The sequence below is a fragment of the Candidatus Bandiella numerosa genome, from assembly GCF_029981845.1.
Taxonomy (GTDB): domain Bacteria; phylum Pseudomonadota; class Alphaproteobacteria; order Rickettsiales; family Midichloriaceae; genus Aquirickettsia; species Aquirickettsia numerosa.
In genome coordinates this window covers 751,950-772,824 of sequence record NZ_CP104164.1, presented here as the reverse complement: position 1 = coordinate 772,824, position 20,875 = coordinate 751,950, and the positions used below count along the sequence as shown (strand labels likewise).

19 protein-coding genes are annotated in these 20,875 nt (G+C 30.2%); 5 read left to right on the top strand and 14 right to left on the bottom strand.

Annotated elements, in window-relative coordinates; genetic code table 11:
* Window positions 1-94 precede the first annotated feature (94 nt).
* The 3 genes from N3Z17_RS03735 to N3Z17_RS03725 all read right to left on the bottom strand — a co-directional run bounded on the left by N3Z17_RS03735 (window position 95) and on the right by N3Z17_RS03725 (window position 6,343).
* Window positions 95-2,158, bottom strand: a complete 2,064-nt coding sequence (locus N3Z17_RS03735; RefSeq protein ID WP_282471402.1) for a S9 family peptidase — start codon at window positions 2,156-2,158, stop codon at window positions 95-97.
* A gap of 165 nt (window positions 2,159-2,323) precedes the next feature.
* Window positions 2,324-4,786, bottom strand: coding sequence for a translation initiation factor IF-2 (infB, locus tag N3Z17_RS03730; RefSeq protein WP_282471401.1), 2,463 nt, complete (start codon window positions 4,784-4,786; stop codon window positions 2,324-2,326).
* A 120-nt stretch (window positions 4,787-4,906) separates the two neighbouring features.
* Complete coding sequence (locus N3Z17_RS03725) at window positions 4,907-6,343, bottom strand: Do family serine endopeptidase (RefSeq protein WP_282471400.1); 1,437 nt, start codon at window positions 6,341-6,343, stop codon at window positions 4,907-4,909.
* A gap of 154 nt (window positions 6,344-6,497) precedes the next feature.
* Here N3Z17_RS03725 and N3Z17_RS03720 point away from each other — a divergent pair, with 154 nt between their 5' ends.
* From N3Z17_RS03720 to N3Z17_RS03700, 5 genes are all read left to right on the top strand, one after another.
* Complete coding sequence (locus tag N3Z17_RS03720) at window positions 6,498-8,174, top strand: ABC transporter ATP-binding protein (RefSeq protein ID WP_282471399.1); 1,677 nt, start codon at window positions 6,498-6,500, stop codon at window positions 8,172-8,174.
* Window positions 8,175-8,367: 193 nt separating this feature from the next.
* The gene (gene lipA, locus N3Z17_RS03715; RefSeq protein ID WP_282471398.1) at window positions 8,368-9,300 is read left to right on the top strand and encodes a lipoyl synthase; all 933 of its coding nucleotides are present in this window, start codon (window positions 8,368-8,370) and stop codon (window positions 9,298-9,300) included.
* Window positions 9,293-10,147 (top strand): rod shape-determining protein MreC, encoded by an 855-nt coding sequence (gene mreC, locus N3Z17_RS03710; RefSeq protein WP_282471397.1) that lies wholly within the window; start codon window positions 9,293-9,295, stop codon window positions 10,145-10,147. Before lipA ends, mreC begins: the two co-directional genes overlap by 8 nt.
* Entirely contained in the window at window positions 10,131-10,511 is a 381-nt protein-coding gene (locus N3Z17_RS03705; RefSeq protein ID WP_282471396.1) for a dihydroneopterin aldolase, read from the top strand. The genes mreC and N3Z17_RS03705 overlap by 17 nt, the downstream gene beginning before the upstream one ends.
* Window positions 10,501-11,187 carry a retropepsin-like aspartic protease family protein gene (locus N3Z17_RS03700; protein WP_282471395.1) on the top strand — a complete coding sequence of 229 codons (687 nt, stop codon included), beginning with the start codon at window positions 10,501-10,503 and terminating at the stop codon, window positions 11,185-11,187. Before N3Z17_RS03705 ends, N3Z17_RS03700 begins: the two co-directional genes overlap by 11 nt.
* Before the next feature lie 105 nt (window positions 11,188-11,292).
* On the opposite strand, the gene N3Z17_RS03695 is transcribed toward N3Z17_RS03700, so the two are convergent.
* The 11 genes from N3Z17_RS03695 to N3Z17_RS03645 all read right to left on the bottom strand — a co-directional run bounded on the left by N3Z17_RS03695 (window position 11,293) and on the right by N3Z17_RS03645 (window position 20,859).
* A complete protein-coding gene (locus tag N3Z17_RS03695) occupies window positions 11,293-11,646 on the bottom strand; it encodes a hypothetical protein (protein ID WP_282471394.1) in 354 nt (117 codons plus the stop codon).
* A gap of 22 nt (window positions 11,647-11,668) precedes the next feature.
* Window positions 11,669-12,373, bottom strand: coding sequence for an RNA methyltransferase (locus tag N3Z17_RS03690; protein WP_282471393.1), 705 nt, complete (start codon window positions 12,371-12,373; stop codon window positions 11,669-11,671).
* 8 nt (window positions 12,374-12,381) lie between these two features.
* Window positions 12,382-12,930, bottom strand: coding sequence for a thioredoxin family protein (locus tag N3Z17_RS03685; RefSeq protein WP_282471392.1), 549 nt, complete (start codon window positions 12,928-12,930; stop codon window positions 12,382-12,384).
* A gap of 75 nt (window positions 12,931-13,005) precedes the next feature.
* Window positions 13,006-15,138, bottom strand: a complete 2,133-nt coding sequence (locus tag N3Z17_RS03680) for a hypothetical protein (protein WP_282471391.1) — start codon at window positions 15,136-15,138, stop codon at window positions 13,006-13,008.
* Between the two features lie 164 nt (window positions 15,139-15,302).
* Window positions 15,303-17,297 (bottom strand): hypothetical protein, encoded by a 1,995-nt coding sequence (locus N3Z17_RS03675; RefSeq protein WP_282471390.1) that lies wholly within the window; start codon window positions 17,295-17,297, stop codon window positions 15,303-15,305.
* Window positions 17,298-17,569: 272 nt separating this feature from the next.
* The gene (gene mtaB, locus N3Z17_RS03670) at window positions 17,570-18,808 is read right to left on the bottom strand and encodes a tRNA (N(6)-L-threonylcarbamoyladenosine(37)-C(2))-methylthiotransferase MtaB (protein WP_282471389.1); all 1,239 of its coding nucleotides are present in this window, start codon (window positions 18,806-18,808) and stop codon (window positions 17,570-17,572) included.
* A 112-nt stretch (window positions 18,809-18,920) separates the two neighbouring features.
* Complete coding sequence (locus N3Z17_RS03665; RefSeq protein WP_282471388.1) at window positions 18,921-19,202, bottom strand: hypothetical protein; 282 nt, start codon at window positions 19,200-19,202, stop codon at window positions 18,921-18,923.
* A gap of 4 nt (window positions 19,203-19,206) precedes the next feature.
* Entirely contained in the window at window positions 19,207-19,608 is a 402-nt protein-coding gene (locus N3Z17_RS03660; protein ID WP_282471387.1) for a hypothetical protein, read from the bottom strand.
* A complete protein-coding gene (locus N3Z17_RS03655; protein ID WP_282471386.1) occupies window positions 19,605-20,009 on the bottom strand; it encodes a hypothetical protein in 405 nt (134 codons plus the stop codon). The genes N3Z17_RS03660 and N3Z17_RS03655 overlap by 4 nt, the downstream gene beginning before the upstream one ends.
* Window positions 20,010-20,014: 5 nt before the next feature.
* A complete protein-coding gene (locus N3Z17_RS03650) occupies window positions 20,015-20,344 on the bottom strand; it encodes a phage head completion protein (RefSeq protein ID WP_282471385.1) in 330 nt (109 codons plus the stop codon).
* Window positions 20,341-20,859 carry a head-tail connector protein gene (locus N3Z17_RS03645; RefSeq protein WP_282471384.1) on the bottom strand — a complete coding sequence of 173 codons (519 nt, stop codon included), beginning with the start codon at window positions 20,857-20,859 and terminating at the stop codon, window positions 20,341-20,343. Before N3Z17_RS03645 ends, N3Z17_RS03650 begins: the two co-directional genes overlap by 4 nt.
* Window positions 20,860-20,875: the final 16 nt, after the last annotated feature.

The window sequence follows — 20,875 nt, the reverse complement described above, 5'->3', positions numbered from 1 at the left end:
TAATACCTACATTTATGTTTATCAGTTATGTGTTCTGATCAATATAGAATTGTAAGCATAGTATATGTTGAACTTAAATCAAATAGAAAAATAATTATTTTATTCCATTTTGAATCACGAAAGCATATTCTTCTGCAATTTCTTTTAAATAAGTATATCTACCAGTTTTTCCTGCATGCCCTGCATTCATGTTAGTTTTGAATAAAATTTTATTATTATCAGTTTTATATTCTCGCAGTTTTGCTACCCACTTTGCAGGTTCCCAATATGTTACTCTTGGATCAGTCAATCCAGCTGTAATATAGAAATTGGGGTAATTTTGTTTCATGACATTATCATACGGAGAATAGCTTTTTATATAAAAATAATAATCCTCATTCTTAGGATTGCCCCATTCTTTATATTCACCAGGAGTTAGAGGTAGAGCTTCATCAAGCATCGTGTTAAGCACATCAACAAAAGGAACATGGGCAACAGCCGTTCTAAAAAGATTAGCTTCTTCATTTACTGAAAATCCAACAAGCATCCCCCCTGCACTACCACCTGCTATAGTGATATTAGCATATTTTACGTATTTTTTTTCAACTAAAAATTTAGCTACATCAATAAAATCATAAAATGTTCTTTTTTTATTTAAAAATTTTGCAGATTCATACCATTCATAACCTAAATCATCACCACCTCTAATATGTGCAATGGCGTAGGTAAATCCTCTGTCTATTAATGAAAAAATGCTCTTTCTAAATGATAATGGGATTGATATTCCGTATGAGCCATATCCATATAAGTATAGTGGATTATTTGAACCAAATATAAATTTATCTTTCTTGTATATTAATGAAACAGGTATTTTTTCTCCATCTCTTGAGTCAGCATATAACCTTTCTACTTTATATTCATTTGGGTTAAATCCTGAAGGTATCTCATCAATTTTTAAAATTTTCTCAACATTAGTTTTAAAATTGTACTCCTTCACTGTATATGGCGTAGACAATGAGCTATAATTATACCTCACGGAGTCTGCATCATAAGTAGTGAATACCACATCAACCTGATAACTTTCATCTTGAAAAGTTAAATTTTTAGATGAATTATCGTTTAAATTTATAATTTCAATATCTAACAAACCATTTTTATTACTTGAGCTGGTAATAACCATGTGATTTTTGTATAACTCAAAACTTCTGATATAACGAGCCTTGGAATAAGCAATAAAATCTTTCCAATTTTTTATTAAATTATTTTTTTCAACTTCAGCAATTCTAAAATTTTTGCCTTTATCATTTGTGAGTATAAAAAACTTATTTTCATGATCATTGATTGAGTATTTATGACCTTCCTTTCTTTCAAGAAAAAGCTTAGGACTGAGATCGTCTGTTGTTAAATCTATGTAATAGCATTCATTTTCTTCATTATTTCCAGAAGAAATTATTAAGTATTTTTTGCTATTGCTTTTAATAATACCTACATTAAATGTTATATCCTCTTCTTGATATAACAAATTATCCTCATCATAGTTTTTACCTAATTTATGATATAAAACTTTCTTAGCTCTCCAATTTTTTCCAGTTGGTATATAAAAAAATCCATCATTATTTTCATGCCAAACAACTTTTCCAAATGTGTTTGGTATAGCATCACTCAATAATGCGCCCTGCTCAATATTTTTTATTTTTATCTCGTACTCTTCATTCCCTTTATAATCAACAGCAAATAAAACGAATTGATGATTTGGACTAATTTTTATGCCTTTGACCTTGCAGTAACTATGCCCTTTAGCTAATTCATTTTCATCTAAAATTATTTCTTCATTGCTGTGTAATGATTTATATTTTCTTGAATGAATCCAATAATCCATTTCTTTTTTAATATATGAATAATAATAATAATTCCCAATTTTAACTGGTACAGTTTCATCATCTTCTTTGATTTTTGATTTAATTTCACTATATATCTCATCAATTAAATCTGAATGTTTAGATAATTCATGATTAGCATAGTCATTCTCAGATTCGAGATAATTTAATATTTCCTTGTTTTTCACATTGGGGTAATCCTTGTCTCTCAGCCAATCATAAAAATCAACTCTTTTATCGTTAAAATTTTCAATAACTTTTTCACTTTTTTTTGCAATTGGCGCTGAAATCTTATTTTTCATTTTAACTTAATTCTGGATTAACTAAGACTATGAATACATAAAAATTTAAACTTAGCAATATAAACTATGTACTTAGCTGTTATACATAATACCAGTTATTGATTGAAATTTGATTAATATTAATATGCCATTAATGAATATAGTGAGTAGCGATACAACGAATTATTAATCATATTTTTTATTTTCTTCTTCAACAAATTCGTAAATCTCTAACTTGTCATTTTCTTTAAAATCAGAGAATTTTTCAAATGATATTCCACATTCAAATCCAGCTTTAACCTCTTTTACATCATCTTTAAATCTCTTTAAAGCACCTAATTTTCCGTCATAAATAACAATATTATTTCTAATAAGTCTTGCATTTGCTTTTCTTCTAATAACACCCTCCGTTACCATGCATCCAGCAACTTTACCAACCTTACTTAGAGCAATTACCTGCCTTATTTCAGCATAACCAGTAGTATTTTCTCTCCTAATTGGTGATAGTAACCCTCCTACCATTGCTTTAACATCGTCAATTATATTATAAATTATAGAGTAATAATTTATAATGACACCCAGGGTTTTTGCACTCTTTACTGTTTTGCCATCAGCTCTTACATTAAAGCCTAAAATTATAGAATTTGTAACTTTAGCAAGAGAAACATCAGACTCTGTTATACCGCCTACTATAGCATGTGAAATTTTAATTTTAACTTCTTCATTAGCTAATTTCTGCAAACTATTTTTGATCGCTTCAAGTGAACCGTGAACATCCACTTTGATAATGAGGTTGAGTGTTTTTGAATTATCAATCTGAGTTTTTAATAAGTCATCAAAAGAAGCTTTACTATTAGTGGAACTTAATACATTCCCTTTTTTATATTCAGCAAGCTCAACAATCTTTTTAGCAATTTTATCATTTTCAACGACTATAAATTTTTCTCCAGCCTCAGGAGCATTGCTCAATCCTAATACCTCAATAGGTGTTGAAGGAATAGCTTTATCAACTTTTTGTCCCTTGTCGTTAACTAGAGCTCTAATTTTAAAATATTCATCATTTATAATTGCAATATCACCAACATACAATGTACCTTTTTGCACTAATAAGGTGGCCAATACACCTTTTGATTTATCTAATTTAGATTCAATTACAACACCTTCCGCTCTTCTATTTGGATTAGCTTTTAAATCTAAAACTTCAGCTTGAATTAGAATAGCATCTTCCAATTCTTTTAGTCCTTTCTTTTCTTTTGCAGATACAGCAACTACAATTGTGTCTCCTCCCATATCTTCAGGAACTAACTCATAGTTAAATAGAGAATTCTTAACTTTCTCAACATTTGCTGCTGCTTTATCAATTTTGTTAATTGCCACTATAATTGGAACATCAGCTGCTTTAGCATGATTAATAGCTTCTATTGTTTGCTCCTTTATTCCATCGTCTGCAGCTACTACTATGATTACAATATCTGTAATTTTTGCTCCTCTCATTCTCATGGCAGTAAACGCTGCGTGACCAGGTGTATCTATGAATGTTATAGAATTATTATTTCCTAGTGAAACATTATATGCCCCTATATGTTGTGTAATCCCTCCATGCTCTCCTGACACAACATCTGTTTGTCGAAGTACGTCAAGCAATGATGTTTTACCATGATCTACATGGCCCATTATTGTTACAATTGGAGCCCTTGGCATTAATGAATCTGGAGAATCATCAACTTGATTTAAAAGCGATCTTTCAATTTCATACTCAGAAACTCTTATAGGGGTATGACCTAGTTCTTGCACAACCAATTCAGCAGTGTCTGCATCAATCACTTGATTAATTGTTGCCATAACTCCTAAGTTCATTAGGGTTTTAATCACATAAGAAGCTTTTTCTGTCATCCTGTTAGCTAATTCCTGAACAGAAATTTGCTCTGGAATTCTTACTTCTCTATATATTTTATCTTGTTTCTTTCCTCTAGAATCCTTGTTTCTATTCTTAGAACTAACTTTAATTGTTGTAACTTTTGTTTCTATAACATCGTCTTCTTTTTCTAAATCATATATCTTTGTCAAAGAGATTTTCTTCAGTTCTTTTTTATCAAGTATTATCTTCTTCTTTTTAACACTTTTTTTGTCCTCAAGTTCATCAAGCTCATCCACTAATTTATTTGATTTACTCTTAATATCTATAGTATCTTTAGGTCGTGGCTTATCAATTATAGGTGCTTCAACATTAATTTCTGGCAAAACATTATTTTCCTTTTTTGTCCTTCCGATATGATCCAGATTTTTTATCTCATTATCATTATTTATATTTTGAGGTTCATTTTTTTCTAAATCATTTATTGTTAGATTTTCCGATTCTTTTACTACATCACTTAAATTATTATTTGTATCCAAAATTTTTGTTTTTTCTGCATCTAAAAAAGCTTTTAGCCTGTTTTGTCTTTCATCAGATGTTAAATCACCTACCACGTCTCCTTTAAAGTTTTTTGATGATTTTGTTTTGGTTACAACAACAACCGTCCCCTTTTTCTTGTTTATAAAATTACCAGAAGGTATGCTTTTACTAGGCAGCTTTAGGCTTAATTTTTTAGTACTTAATCCTAAAGTTTTTTTAATTGGACTATTTTGCTCTGGCTTATCTTGAGTCATTAAAACTATTTAATTTATAATCAGTAAATACAATGGAATTATACGCTTTAATTCAGTAAAAGCAACCCTATTATAGGAATTCATGTTTTTAAAAGACCAGTAAATCTTAAATTCAATATATTAACTTAATTCAATCGTAATGTAGAAGTTACTATTTTTTCTTGAAACTAAAACCACAGCTTTTGCATCTTCATTTTTCGCTTTTAATTTGATATTTGTCAACAATGTCCTAAACTGTTTAGCAGAAGTAACTTCATCCTGATTAATACTACTTATAACATCACCGACTTTTAGTCCTTTTCTATGAGCGTCGCAATTTTTGTCAACTTTTGTCACCAAAACTCCATTAATGTCATCGTCTATTGAATAACTATTTCGCGCTTCTTTATTAAGATTCACCACACCAATTCCATGATAAGTTGTTTCCACTGCAACCTCTTCTCCATCCTGATTAAACGGATCATTTTTAGGGATTTCCAATACTACATTTGTATTAATTTTTTTACCTCTCCGAATAATTTCAACTGGTATTTTGGTATTTAATGGAGAATCTGCTACAATCCTAGGAAATTTATTAATGTTATTAAGAACTTTACCGTTAAATTTTACTATTATATCACCAATATTAATACCAGCTTTTTCAGCAGGACTGTCTTTCATTATGTTAGACACAATTGCTCCATTAGCACTATCCAAATTAAATCCTTTGACCATATCTTCTGTCAAAGGCTGAAACGTGATTCCAAGCCAAGGACGCTCAATTTTTCCATCCTTTAACAATTTGTTTATTATTGATTTTGCAGTATTGGATGGTATTGCGAAACCAATTCCGACATTTCCTCCACTTGGTGAAACAATTGCGCTATTCACCCCTATCACCTCTCCATCCATACTGAACATTGGTCCACCTGAGTTGCCTCTATTAATTGACGCATCTGTTTGAATAAATTCCTCATAAAACTGACCTCCTAAATCTCTTCCCTTAGCTGACACTATTCCAGCGGTTACAGTTCCTCCAAATCCAAATGCATTGCCGATAGCAATAACAGATTCTCCAACTCTCACTTTATCGGAATCACCAAATTTGACATAAGGAATTGAGCTATTTGCATCAATTTTCAGCACTGCTAAATCTGTCTTTTTATCTCGCCCAATAACTTTAGCTTTATAAATTTTCTTCTCATTAGCTCCAATCGTTATATTTATTTCTTGTGCATTATCAATGACATGATTATTTGTAACAACATGACCTTTGTCATCAATCAAAAACCCAGACCCAAGTGAAATAATCTTCGATGGCTTATTTGGAAATGGACTTTTATTAAATTCCTCAAAAAATTTAAAAAACTCTTCTGGCATTTCGGGAAAAGACAAATTTGCATTACCATTGTCTACTAATTGAGTTGTAGATATGTTGACAACTGCAGGACTTAATTTCTCAACTACGTCTGCTATTAAATTATTATTGCACTGGTTAGCAAGTGCAGAAATATTAAAAAGTAGAAAAAAAGTAAAAGCTAATTTAGCAATTGCCTTCTTTATATCGAATAAAAACATAACTTTATACACAAACGATGATTATTTACTTTAATAATTTAATTAATAATATATTTTTACTAACATAGAACTTAATTAAGTGAATATGCAATCAATTTCAAGCTTAAAATTTCTAAAACCATATTTAAAACAGCAAAAGATAAAGTTGATCATTATGTTTTTAGCATTAATTGTTACCTCCTCCTCTGTTTTAATTTTTAGTAAGTACTTAAGCTACATAATAGATCACTTTTTTTCTCATTCAATGAACCCTGATTTTTTGGAATTTTTTTTATATCAAAATTTATTGATATTAATTTTAGCAATTGGCACAGCCATGAGATACTATTTTACAACTTCCATTGGGGAATATATAGTTCTTAATATTAAAAAAGATCTATTTAATCACTTACTTACTCTATCACCAAGTTTTTTTGAAACAGAAAAACCAGGTAGCTTAATATCTCAAATTCAAAATGATACTCAAATAATTCAAAATTTGATTGGTAGCAATATCTCGGTTGCACTGAGAAATTTAATTATGTTTTTAGGTGGACTTGCAATGTTAATAACAATGAGTTCAAAGTTAACTCTCTTCATAGCAATTTTAATTCCTATAATCATAATCCCAATAATAATCTTTGGGAAAAAAATCAAAAAATTATCTAGAAAAAGCCAAGAACAACAGGGAATACTTACATCCTTATCGGAAGAATCTATTAATTCAATTAAAACAATTCAATCATATTCTGCTGAAGAACATGCAAAAAAAAGATATGAATCTTTTTTAAAATTGACTCTACAAACATCAATGAATCTAGCTAAATCTAAATCAGCATTGATTTTTGTAGTAATTTTTCTTGTGTTTTGTGGAGTAGGCTTAATTTTATGGTATGGAGGTTACGACGTAGTTAGTGGTAAAATGACTATAGGAGAATTATCATCTTTCATCTTTCTCGCTGTTATATGTGCTGGCTCTATTGGTGGTCTCTCTGAAACTTTTGGTGAAATTATGAGATCTGCTACCGCTTGTGAACGAGCGGCTGAATTTTTAAATTTACGTTCTGAAATTAGAAATTCAGTAAATACGATAAATATTGATAAGGAAATAATACAATCACTTTATTTAAAAGATGTAAATTTTTCTTATCCCTCTAAAAAGAACGCTTTAGTATTGGATAACTTAAATTTTAAAATTAATAAAAATGAAAAAGTTGCAATAGTTGGTAAATCTGGAGCAGGAAAATCAAGCATCCTTGAGTTGATCAGCAGATTTTATGATATAAATTCAGGAGATATTTTATTCAATGAATATTCAATTAAAAACATAAATATAAACAGCTTAAGGGATAAGATAGCTTATATTCCACAAGATCCTGTGATTTTTTCATCAACAATTTATGAAAATATACTATTTGGAAATTTTAACTCAAGCTATAATCAAGTAATTCAAGCTGCAAAATTGGCAGCAGTCGATGAATTTGCAAATAATCTATCCAAAGGATATAACACATTTATTGGTCAAAAAGGAGTAAGACTTTCTGGTGGTCAAAAACAACGAGTTGCTCTTGCAAGAGCAATCTTGAAAAATCCTGCAATTTTGCTATTAGATGAAGCAACATCAGCCCTTGACTACAAGAATGAAAAACTTATTCAAGAGGCAATACATAATATCTCAAAAGGTAAAATAACCATTACTGTAGCTCATAGATTATCAACAGTTATTAATTCTGACAGAATATTAGTTTTAGATAAAGGCAGATTAATAGAACAAGGAACGCATCAAGAATTGATGGATAAAAAAGGATTTTATTATACCTTAGTTAACAGTCAAGTTGATCTTATGAGTTAGAATATAACTTTGTTAGACAGAGATAAATAAGTGTATGAATGTGTAGAATAAAGATTATCTTGTGATATCTTTCACTAGTTTTTTGCTATACTTTGATGTATAAAATCAGTAGATATTATAATGTGAACAGTTTAGTTTTTACAAACAATAATATGCAATATAAGGAACCTTATTTTAGACAAAGTAAAAATTTATGAGTATCCCAGTTAAAATATCATTTCATGGTCAAGATGCGCAAAAGCAACCTAATACTTCTTTAAAAAAGCCCAATTGGCTTAGAGTTAAAGCTCCTGCTGGAAAAATTTTTGAAAAAACAAAGCAAATTGTAAAAGAAAAATCCTTAAATACAGTTTGTGAAGAGGCTGCATGTCCTAATATTGGGGAATGCTGGAATAAGAAACATGCAACATTTATTATTTTAGGGAGTGTTTGCACTAGAGCATGTAGGTTTTGCAATATCAAGACGGGAATACCTGATAAGCTTGATCCGCATGAACCAGAAAAAATTGCCAGGTCTGTTGCAGAATTGGAATTAAAGCACGTTGTTATAACATCTGTTGATAGAGACGATTTGGAAGATGGTGGTGCTAATCACTTCGCACAGTGCATTTTAGAAATTAGAAAAAAGTGCCCTAATACAAGTATTGAGGTTCTTACTCCAGATTTTTTGAGAAAGGGTGATGCATATAAAATTATTGTAGATGCAAAGCCTGATGTGTTTAATCATAATATAGAAACAGTTCCATCTCTATATCCAAAAATTAGGCCAGGTTCAAGATATTTTAATTCATTAAATCTTCTAAATAATGTTAAAAATTTGGATAAAAATATATTTACTAAATCTGGCATGATGGTAGGTCTTGGTGAAACTAATGATGAAATTTTTCAAGTAATGGATGATTTGCGATCAGCTAAAGTTGATTTTTTAACTATAGGACAATATTTACAACCTACCCCTAATCATGCTAGGGTGGAAAGGTATGTTGAACCAGATGAGTTCAACTACTATGAAAAAATGGCAAAAGTAAAAGGTTTTCACATGGTTTCAGCAACTCCATTAACTAGGTCCTCTTATCACGCGGAGGAGGATTTTATAAGATTAAAAAGTATGAATATTGATGCTTAAAAATAGAGATCACACTAAAGGATTTAAGTTATTTTTTATAGGGAAAAAAAAATTAAGGCAAAAAATTAAGTCCATTGTATTATTTTTGGCATTTTTGTTGATAACTGTAGATATGGTGAAATTTAAATTCATACATAGCAGATTTCATGATTTGTCTTCTATAACTTATTCTGCCATCTCCTATCCATTATTTTTGGTACAAAATTCTTATTTAGAAGTAAAAAATTATATATTATTGATGTCAATTAACAAAGACGTATATGTAGAAAATGAGAGATTAAAGGAACAAGTCAAAAATTTGAAATTAATAGAAGCAGAAAATAATGATTTACGACGTTTGGTTAATTTTCAAGATAACCTACAATTTTCCAAGATAACAGGGAGAGCGGTTATTGAATCATATGATGGATTCGAAAAACAATATTTGTTAAATATTGGTTCTAAGAATGGTGTAAATAAGGGGAATGCAATTATAGATAGTGATAGACTAATTGGAAGAGTAATAAAAGTGAATGAACAATCTTCAAATATGCAATTGATTACTAGTAAAAATTCAAAAATACCCATTTTGGTATTAGGGACTGAATATAGCGGAATTGCGAGCGGTGAAAATAAAGAAAATTATCTAAAATTATTTTATTTACCCCAAGGCATAGATATTGAAGATGGAAAAACTGTGATTACTTCAGGAGAGGGTGGTTATATGCCATATGGCATATACGTTGGAAAGACAAAGAAGATTAATGGTGAAATTTTTGTTGAAATATGCTCCAATTGTAGCAATACCATGAGGTTGGTTAGCATTTTAAAATTAGAAGAGAATTTTGCTAATGCAAAAAGAAAATAGCCAACTTAGTATTATAGATTATGAGTTAAGTGTTCATATAGGAATAAGTGCGAAAGAAAGAGAATTGAAACAGAAAATATTAGTATCAATTATGATTAATTTTAAAAATTTCCCTAGAGCCACGATAACTGACAATGTTAACGATACCTTATGTTATCATAATATATGTGATAAATTGAAATTGCTTAATGACAAGGTATTTTCAACGATTGAATATCTTTGCCAACAAGTATATAATTTATTATATGAAATAATTGAGCCCAATTATTTTCAATTGGAGGTGAGGAAATTTCCAGTTATTGAAAATTTAAAGGGCAGCGTTAAATTTATACTTGCTAATAACACGAATAATTATGAAAAATAGATTTATAATTATTGCAGTAATTGCCTTTATATTAATATTGTTTTTAAAACAATATACTGGACCGGTTTCATTTGAAAATGAAACACTAATGAATGTGGTTTACTCTGTATTAGTCATAAGTGCACTAATAGTTAGTATTTTTAATTCCAAAGTGCCATTTAAACAACTACTTAAATCTGCTGGAGCTTGGGTTTTAATTATTGGAGTATTATTAATAGGGTTTAGTTATAAAAGCGATATAAGAAAAGTTTATAATAAGGTATACGCAAATCTTATTCCGGGAAATTACATAACTACAGGAGATAAGCAAGTTATTGTGTATGCCAATCAGTATGGGCATTATTATGTTAACACAATAGTTCAAGGTGTGAAAATTGATTTTTTAATTGATACAGGGGCTACAACGGTTTCACTAACAAGAAGTGATGCAGAAAAATTAGGAATTAACTTAAATCAGCTTAACTATAGCCAAAAAGTTTCTACTGCAAATGGTATGGCGTTGTCTGCACCAATAAAGTTAGATTATATTCAGATCAATGATATTATAGTAAATGACGTTAGCGCATCAGTGGGTAGCGATGATGGATTGGAAAAATCGTTATTAGGAATGAGTTTTTTAAATAAATTAAAATTATTTCAAGTTACTGAAGATTCACTACAAATGGTGGGAGAATAAGATAATAAACTAACTTTGTTCGGTAAAAATAATATGCAATATGAAGGTAAAAACTTGCTCATAGCTTTAAGATCAAATTTTTAAATTATTAGTGAATTTTTACTGTTATTTATTTTCAAAATTTTCTAAAAACTCTTTAATCAACAACATGTCTTCTTCGTTGATATTTAATTCTTCTTTATGCTTATTTTTAAGGCGTTTTAATTCTCTTTTACTTATTAAATTGTTACCAAAAACCTGTTGTTCAAGTGGAATAAGCTTAATTATTAATGAACTCATTTTGATAAATAATTCTATAAACTTTTCTTTGTTAATAGTTTTTACCAATTCATCATCTAAAACAGCATCATTTTTTACATGGTCTGCTGCATATTTAATAAACTTTAACGCTATTGTTCTAATTTCAGCTAAATCACTTTTATGCTCAAGCAAAAGCTTAGTAAATAATTTTTCTTCCATCTAATTGAATTAATAATATAGCTTATTTATCAAGATTTTTAATGATACCAATCAGCGTTCTAACTTCTTGTGCAGTCAATTCAGCTTTAACAAATATATTTCTAATATTCTGAATCATGGTATTTTTAATATTTTTTTCTTTAAAGTAGTCGCTCTGCTCCAGTGAGGTAATTAATAAATCAAATAAGTTATTAAATTCCTCTTTGTTACAAATCTCATAGCTTTTACCAATTTTTATACATTCTTGCGAAAAAAATTCATAAGCAAAAATAGAAACAGCTTGCGCCAAATTTAGCGAAGAATTTTTCTCATTCGTTGGAATAATTGAAATAACATCAGCCAAACCTAATTCATCATTGGTAAGACCATTATTTTCTCTTCCGAATAAAATCCCAATTTTAATATCGCTATTAAATTTTTGACTGCAATACTCTACCATCTTTTTAGGATGCATAATTTTTTTGACCATATATCTAGAACGAGCTGTTGCCGCAACAATAAAATTTAAATCAGCAATTGCAACATTCAAATCATCATAAACCATAGCCTTATCTAACACAAAGCTTCCTTTGGCTGCTAACCTAAAAGCCTCATCAGACGGTGGCCATCCATCCCTTGGCGATACAATTCTCAAGTTATCTAGCCCAAAATTGGACATCGATCTTGCAACAGCACCGATGTTTTCTGCAAGTTGCGGAGAAACTAATATAACATATGGCTTATGCACTTACGGCTTTATTTCCATTTAATAGAACATCCAATGCTGGATATTTGTTCTCCTTTAAATTGGCCTGTTTCTGAAATTTCAGACATGGCTATATACAATTCCCTTTTGGCATCTGGAACAATATCTTTTTTAGCAGAGTCCAATCTTCCACGATACTGAAGCTCCATGTTAGAATTAAATCCAAAAAAGTCTGGTGTGCAAACTGCATCATATATTTTAGCAACTCCCTGCGTGCTATCAAGCAAATACGGAAATTGAAAATTATTTTCCTCAGCGAAAATTTTCATATTATTGTAAGAATCTTCAGGATAAGCAATTGTGTCATTTGAATTTATAGCAACAAAGCCAATTCCTAATTTACATAACTCATTTGCTTCTTTAGCTATTTTTGTAGCTATAGATTTAACATAAGGACAATGGTTACAAATAAATGCAATCACCAATCCATTTTCTCCCTTAACTTTATCTAAATTGTAATAATTTCCATCTATAGAAATTAAATTAAAATCTTTTGCCTTACAACCTTTATCTACCTCTGGTGTTGTTAATGCAACCATTTAAAACTCCTATGAATTTTCATTGTATTCTACCGAAAATATATATACTTTTTTTTACAAATCATCAAAAATAATTTAGATCTCCATAGAGCTTCGTTTACGTTTATTCGCTTCTATCCTACTTTTTGCACTCATGAGGTCTAAATCATCCATAGACCTTTGTTTACCGTCCTTATCTTTTCCAGCCATTTCTTTTGTTAAATTTATAACCTCCTCCCTTTGCTGATTAGACTTAATTGCTGTGGAAACAACTTTTTCAAATTCTTTTTTTAGGGTCGGGTTTGCATCAATCATTTCTTGAAGATTGTCTTTTGGCTTTTGTGTATCTTTTTCCTGCACCAATTTCTGCCCCTGATCAATACTGGTATCTTTTTCCTTAGTAACAGTTTTATCCAAACTCATATCTTTTTCCTGCACCACCTCTTTACCTTTATCTTTTTCAGGTAATAAACTTTTAACATTGACTTTTTCTAATGCTCCTTTATCAACAATACTCTCTTTTTCTGGGCTTTTAAAAAATTTTTCATCAACCCAACTTTGTAGCTTACTTCCATCATAAAACTGATTCTTTGCTGCTTTACACATTAGAAAACCACAAACTATTGCACCAAGTGGCGGAGCTAATACTGCTAATGCCACCAATCCAACAAGCGCAGTCTTACCAGGGGTAAAAAATGGCTTATCATCCACTGGTCTCATAGCATCAAGCAATTGCAAAGGTTTTCTAAAAAACGTATTATATGCAAAAGTTTCAAGTTTACCCCTACCATCTTTTGAATTCTCATACTCTAATGCCTCAACCACATTCTTATCAAATGTCCCTTTATCCAACTTACTTGCCTTATCTTGATATTTCTCATGAAGATTTTCTTTCCCTCTCATATCTTGTCCATCAATGGACCAAGAAGAAACTCTACCAACTTGAGCAATCAGTCCTTTAGATTGCGCTTCCACTTGATTTTGCAACGCATCATCTTTAATAGAAGCAAGCTTGGTTGTTAAACCAAATTCATTCTTTGTATCAACACCTAAATTTGTAAGTGCATTATCAGCCCTTTTCATAATCGCTTCTTTGGCCTTTGCCATCTCAGGATTATTCATTATTTTATCAATTACAGTAGGATTCACCTTAGCTACCGCCAATATATTTCTTGCCATCTGTTCCTTTACAGTATTCAATGTTGGCTTCGCTTGCGATTTTGGACTATCACTTACAGTTTCTACAGTTGGTTGTTGTACTTTTTGCTGATCAGTCTTGACACTTTTTGTATCAATCTTAGCTTTTTCTTGAGCAATCAATTTTTTAAAATTATCCATATTTTGCCCGTCTATTCCCAAAGCGTGAAATACTTTATTGAGCTTAACTATTTCATCTTGCCCTGTAATTAAATCCTTACAATTTTTATTTAAATAATCTGATATGCCTTCATTTAGTGCTTTACCCTTAAAAATATTTCCAACCTCAAGGTCATCAATCTTTTCTGAAACTTCACCATTCTCACCAAAAACTGGTATTTTATTTAGAGCAATGTGCTTAGCTAACTCTAATCTTAATTCCTGTTGCAATTCATATGCTTCTTCAGCTTTACCAAGCATTTCACCAATACCCTCCTTATTGGGCGCTTCAATTTCACTAATATCCCCAAAAACATCACTAGATTTACCGTGCGTTTTATTGTAAACTCTATTAAAATTATTAAAAATACCATTAGACTTTTCTAAATTCTGCCTTAACTCAGGGTTTTCAACTTCATGTAAATCTAATCGCCGACTAAGGCTTTGGACATTTTTATAATATTTTTGAAATTCTGTAGGATCACTTCCTTTTTCCTTCATTTTATCAAAAGCATTAACAAAACCTTGAGCTTGAATTTCTTTTTTATTTGTATCTGGTATGTCTAAACTACTAACACCATCTCCATACGGCTCTCCTGAATCAATGTTTGAAAAAAATTTAAAAATTTCTAAATTGGGCTCATCTAACAATGGATTACCAAGATCAAACCTAAACTCAGATACATCAATACCTTTTTCTCCTGCTGAATTTTTTAATGTCTGTAATTCACCTCTCTCTTTTCCATAATCTCCTTCTCCAACAAAAAAGTCCCCCTCCTCAATATCAAAGTCCCCTAACTTAGCTTGTTGTGCAATTTCACTGATAATTGAATAATATTGACTCTTAAAGTCATCTAAATCTTTGACTGGCATCCCACTGCACCTTTATTTAATTCAAACCATATGATTCACACTACGATTTAAATTGAATCGATTCAATAGTAAAATTGAATTTCACTATCATTTTTCATATATAAGTACATTTAAGCCAGCTCAGATATACTTTTTACAATTATATAATCATTGTTGCCTTAAATTTATCTACCTATAGCAGAGGCATTATGTCTTCTAATGGATTCAACATAAGATCCTCTTGATGAATCGTCTAAAGGTAAAGGCATTGCAGAAGCACCAACTCCCTGGTCACGCATAGCACCTGCAATATCTCTTGCTTTGTCACGCACCTCTTGCACACTTTGCCCACGATCACCAGCCATTGCAACTTCTTTACTGACTCGCCTATCCAATTCCTCTCCCCTCTGTTGTTCTTGGTTAACTGTAGAATATTGTGCTTTCACATCTTGAGATAATCCTTTTACAGTTACTTGCTCTAATTCCTGTGAATCAAATTTTTGTGGTGGCTTATTGTAGAATTTTTCATTAACCCACTCTTCTAATTTACTGCCGTCATAAAACTGGTTCTTTATCGCCTTACACATTAGATAAGCACAAACTATTGCCCCAGCTGGCGGAGGCATTATTGCTAATGCCACCAATCCAACAAGAGCGGTCCTACCAGGAGTAAAAATCGGCTTATCATCTGTAAATAGTTTATTCAAAAGATCTGCTGGTTTTCTGTATAAATTATAAGCTAAAGTCTCTCCCGTCCCTCGTTCATCTTTTGTTTTTTCATACTCCAATGCTTTTTCTGCATTTTTATCAAATGTTGCACCGTCCATTTTATTTGCTTTAGCTTGATATTTTTCATGAAGATTTTCTTTTTCTCTCATATCTTGCCCATCTATAGACATAGAAGCCACTCTACCAACTTGAGCAACCAGCTCTTTTGATTGTTTTTCCACCTCTCCTTGTAATGCTTTACTATCAATATTTTTAAGAGTTTCATCAATACCTATGACATTCATCTCTTCTAAGTTGACACCCAAATTTTCAAAAGCTTTTTCAGCTCTTTTTACTATGGCAAATTTTGCATTAGGATTTTGCATAATTCGATTTATTTGCCCCTCACTTACTCCAGATACCTTTAAAATTTTTATTGCTAATTGCTCCTTAGCATTAGCTGACTGCAATTTATTGATTCGTAATGACTCCTTTCTATCTTTTAATTCTTGAGCAAATTTATCTTTTTCACTTTCTACATCTCTCTTAAAGTCTGCAATGTTAGTTTTATCAATGCCCAGTACAGTTAAAAAATCTTTCACACCTACTAAACCTTGTTTCCCTTTTAAACTCTCAAATTGTTTTGGTAAAAAACCTTCCACACCTAATTCCTCTGCATTAACTCTTCTCAGGAAATTTGGCAAATTAACACCTTCAATCAGAAGGCCATTATGATCAAATATCTTAACATTATTTTCTGCTAAATACTTCGTTAAATCTTTTTTTAATTCTTGTTGCAAATCATATGCCCTTTCTGCCCTTTCAAATATTATTGATTTGGAATTTTCACCTATCAATGCTTCAGCTTTTTCTCTAGTTAAATTACTTCCTGCATTCTCAACATTTTTTAATATACCATTCGTTCTGGTTATCTCTGCGCTTATTTGAGGATTATCAATTATTGATGATTTTACCCCATCACTCATTTTTTTCAAAATCCCAGTAAAGTGTAAAAAACTTTCTTCATCATCTGCATTTTTTCTAAGCTCTTGAAATGCAGCAACGTATGCCATCGCTTTTATTTCATTTTTAACATTTTCAGGAATATTATCTAATTCATCTAATCTAGTTTCTTCTTCTCCCTCATACGGCGCAGTTTTATCTACATCAAAAATATCTTGTGCAAAAAATCTTAATATATTTTCGTCATCTTCGTATGCAAATAAATCGTTGTCAAAATCAAAATTGAAAGTATCTAATTCATCTCCTAATTCTGCCTCCTCTGCCTGCTCTTTCAATAAATTTAACTCATAAATCTCTTCTTGATACTCATCTACATGGTCCTCTAAATCTAAATCCAGTGTCCCGTTACCAAAACGCATTACATCTTTACTTTGTACAGCTTTTAGTGCAATTTTTGCTATTATTCTTAGATAATGTTGTTTAAATTCTTCATAGGTTATACCTGGCATATTCACTCACTTAATAACAATCCTATACCAATAATATAGTGTAATTAAAGGTGATGCAACTTTAAATAAACTATTTACTCCTAAAAGTTGCTATAATTTAAATTAAAAAGCAAATTCAATTGCCATATCAGCATTGTACTTCAAGATAAATTTATATAAAAACAGCATTTTATATAGCTTGAGTCAGATATGTAGTGACAAGGAGTGATGAGCGAAGTGTAGTAAAATCTACATAAGCGAAGAATGACGATGTCAATACTATCTGAATTATGCTATACCATCAATTGCCCATCAGAAATTGAGGAGATTGTTACTTTATATATTTCGCCTTTTTTTAGATCTTTTTTGGATATTACCTTGCAGTAATCTTCTGTATAACCGTGGTTATCTGATTCAGCCAATATAATCTCTTCTTTACCAATTTTACTGTTTATATGTTTTTGCATTAATTGATCTCTTAAATCCCTCAATCTTTTCGCTCTATTTTTTATTATTTTACCATCAACCTGTGGCATTCTGGCAGCTGGTGTATTCTCTCTTGATGAATAAGGAAACACATGCAAATGCATTATGTTTAATTCATCAACCAAATCATAAGTATTTTGGAACATCTCATCTGTTTCCGTTGGAAATCCAGCGATTACATCCGCACCTAATATCAACTCAGGTCTAAATTTCCATACCTTATTACAAAAATCAATCACTTGTTGCCTGCTATGCCTTCTCTTCATTCTTTTTAAAATCATATCATCACCCGCTTGTAGACTTAAATGCAAATGAGGCATAAATCTATGCTCCTTTGTTATAATATCAAAAAGCTCATCGTCTATTTCCGCAACATCAACAGATGATAATCTTAGTCTTTGGATTCCAGACACCATCTTTAAAAGTCTACCTATCATATTACCTAAGCTAGGTTTACCAGGTAAATCCAAGCCATAATCAGTGATATCAACACCTGTTAAGACCAATTCTTTATAGCCTTTATCAACAAGATTCTGCGCATACTTTACAATCTCACCAACAGGTACGCTTCTGCTATTTCCTCTGCCATATGGTATTATGCAAAACGTGCATCTATGATTACAACCATTTTGAATTTGCAAAAATGCTTTTGATTTATTTTCTATCCCATCAACCATTTGATGAGCTGTGTCTTTTATCGACATGATGTCGTTAACTAGTATTGGCTCAGAATTAATTGCTAGTTTTTCATAAGTATTCTCTATTAATTTCTCATGATTCCCAAAAACATTATCAACCTCTGGCATTTTCGCATATTTTTCTGCAGAAATTTGAACAGCGCAACCAGTAACTAAAATCTTTCTATCAGGCAAGTCCTTTTTAGCCTTCCTTATTGCCTGCTTTAACTTCCTCTCTGCTTCTTTTGTGACAGCACAACTATTAAATATAATTGCATTATCTATACCAGCTTTTTTTGCATGCTTTTCAATAAGCTCGCTTTCATAAATATTTAATCTACAGCCAAAAGTTACTACTTCAAGTGACATAAAAACAACAAAACCAATTAATCAAAATACTTTAGCTTTGTAAATGATTTGGTATCAATGACTGAATTATAGCAAAATCAATGTCATTCAATTTCAAAGCTAAAGCACTTTACTATTTTTTAAAGAAGAAGTCGAGCAGTGTAAAAATCAATGCCATTAAAATTGAAGTTTGTGCAATATTTGTTTTAATAAACCATTTAAAAATATCTGTTTTTGCCTCTGATAACTTTTGCTCAACACGGCTATAATAATGTTTTATTGACTCATTAAAAACCCTTTTTGTAACATATTGTTTATTACTATCATCAATTAACTTTTTTAGTTCTCTTATAAATTTTTGATCAAAATTCATATTATCAAATGTATTTTTTTCATTATTAATTTTTTTACTCATAAGTTTAAATCTTTGTTAAATTAAATTTTCCAGAATTAAGAAGTGTAAATGTATAAAATATTAAATCAGATTTTATAGTTTCAATCTCAAAATCACTTATCACAAATTGACCATGAACATAATAATCAAAATCTATACCAATCTTGCATTTCAGCTCACCTCCCAATATAGCTGAATCTCTAAGATTATTAAATTCTTGGGTATTTATATAAATACCTTTTAAGTAAATCTTCAGAATTTTTTTATCACTTAAATCTTTTAAAATTTTTCCATCATCGCAAATTGTTGAACAATCCTCATAATTATTTATAACGTTAAATTTTATCAATTTTAAACCATCTATTTTTTTAGCGTCAGGGTTAAAAATATAAAAATTAACATCTTTTCCTATCTTTAATAATCTCATTTCTGTACCTCGTTAATGTATAAAAACAAAATTGATAAATCAATTTGCCAAAATCCCTTTATATTTTGCGAAATATTTGATTTATTTTTTTTAAAATAATACTGATCCAAATCCTTAAAATTAATTTCATCATTTAAATCAATTTCCTCCATTTTATTTAAAATTTTAATACAACTTGAGTTTGATAAATCATTAGTCACGACGTTAATATCTGTATCTATACAATTTAAATTTTCAATTGATTCATAATAATTCTCTTTCCTAATACAGGTGATTTTGACAAATGGATAAGTAGGATTTTCAGGCACATAGGTATACACATTATTAATTAAATTTTTAAACAAATTATTTGTCTTAAATAATAAAATTAATTTTTTTTCTAACTCACAAGTAATATTCATGCTAATCATACTCCTCTTTCTAATTTACAAAAAATAGAAATAAAATCTTCGTTTTCAATATGTGGTTCAATTTTTTTTGCAATGTAATTTTTTGCCCCGCAAGTTAACATCAATGGTAAATGCAAATCATCAATATTTCTTATAGTAAAAATATTAAATAACTCATTTTTTATTCCTTGCTTCTTTGTTTCGTAACAATTTTTTACAAAACTTTGTTTGGCCCATACACTAATTAATTCATTCCAATTAATTTTATAACCTCCATATTCATCTTGAATTTTTTCTTGTGTATATAGTGTAATTCTTTGCTTCATTTCGCTGTAATGCGCTGTCATAATTTTATACCTCTTAATCTATTATATTTTTTTGAAAGAAAATCTGAGGCAATATTTCTCTTTTCATACATTTCAGCAACATGCTCAAATATATTAATTTTTAATTCTGGTGGAATTTGCTCCAGGTGCCCTGCTTCAAAATCGATATATATATGATTAAAAAATGGGATTTGTTTAAAAATAACCCTGCTGTCAATAAGATGATAATGGGTATAATTTAGTTTTGATTTTTCTCCATTATGATATAACCCACCTAACTCAATCAGCTTATGCACAGGTTTTCTTGGGAGTATAATTTCAGAAAAATTGCTTGTTGTTTTATATACAGCGTACCAACATTTTCTACCCAGTGATAAATTTGTGTATTCTTCACAGCTTTTTATAGCGCTTAAAATCAAGTTGCCTAATAGGCTATCCTCCAGATTACTATCTATTTTAAGATAAATCTTTACTTCTTCCAAACTTATTAAGTTATGATTTAGATTATCCGTTCTGTTTAATGAAATTAACGTCATAATTCTCTACCCTTTA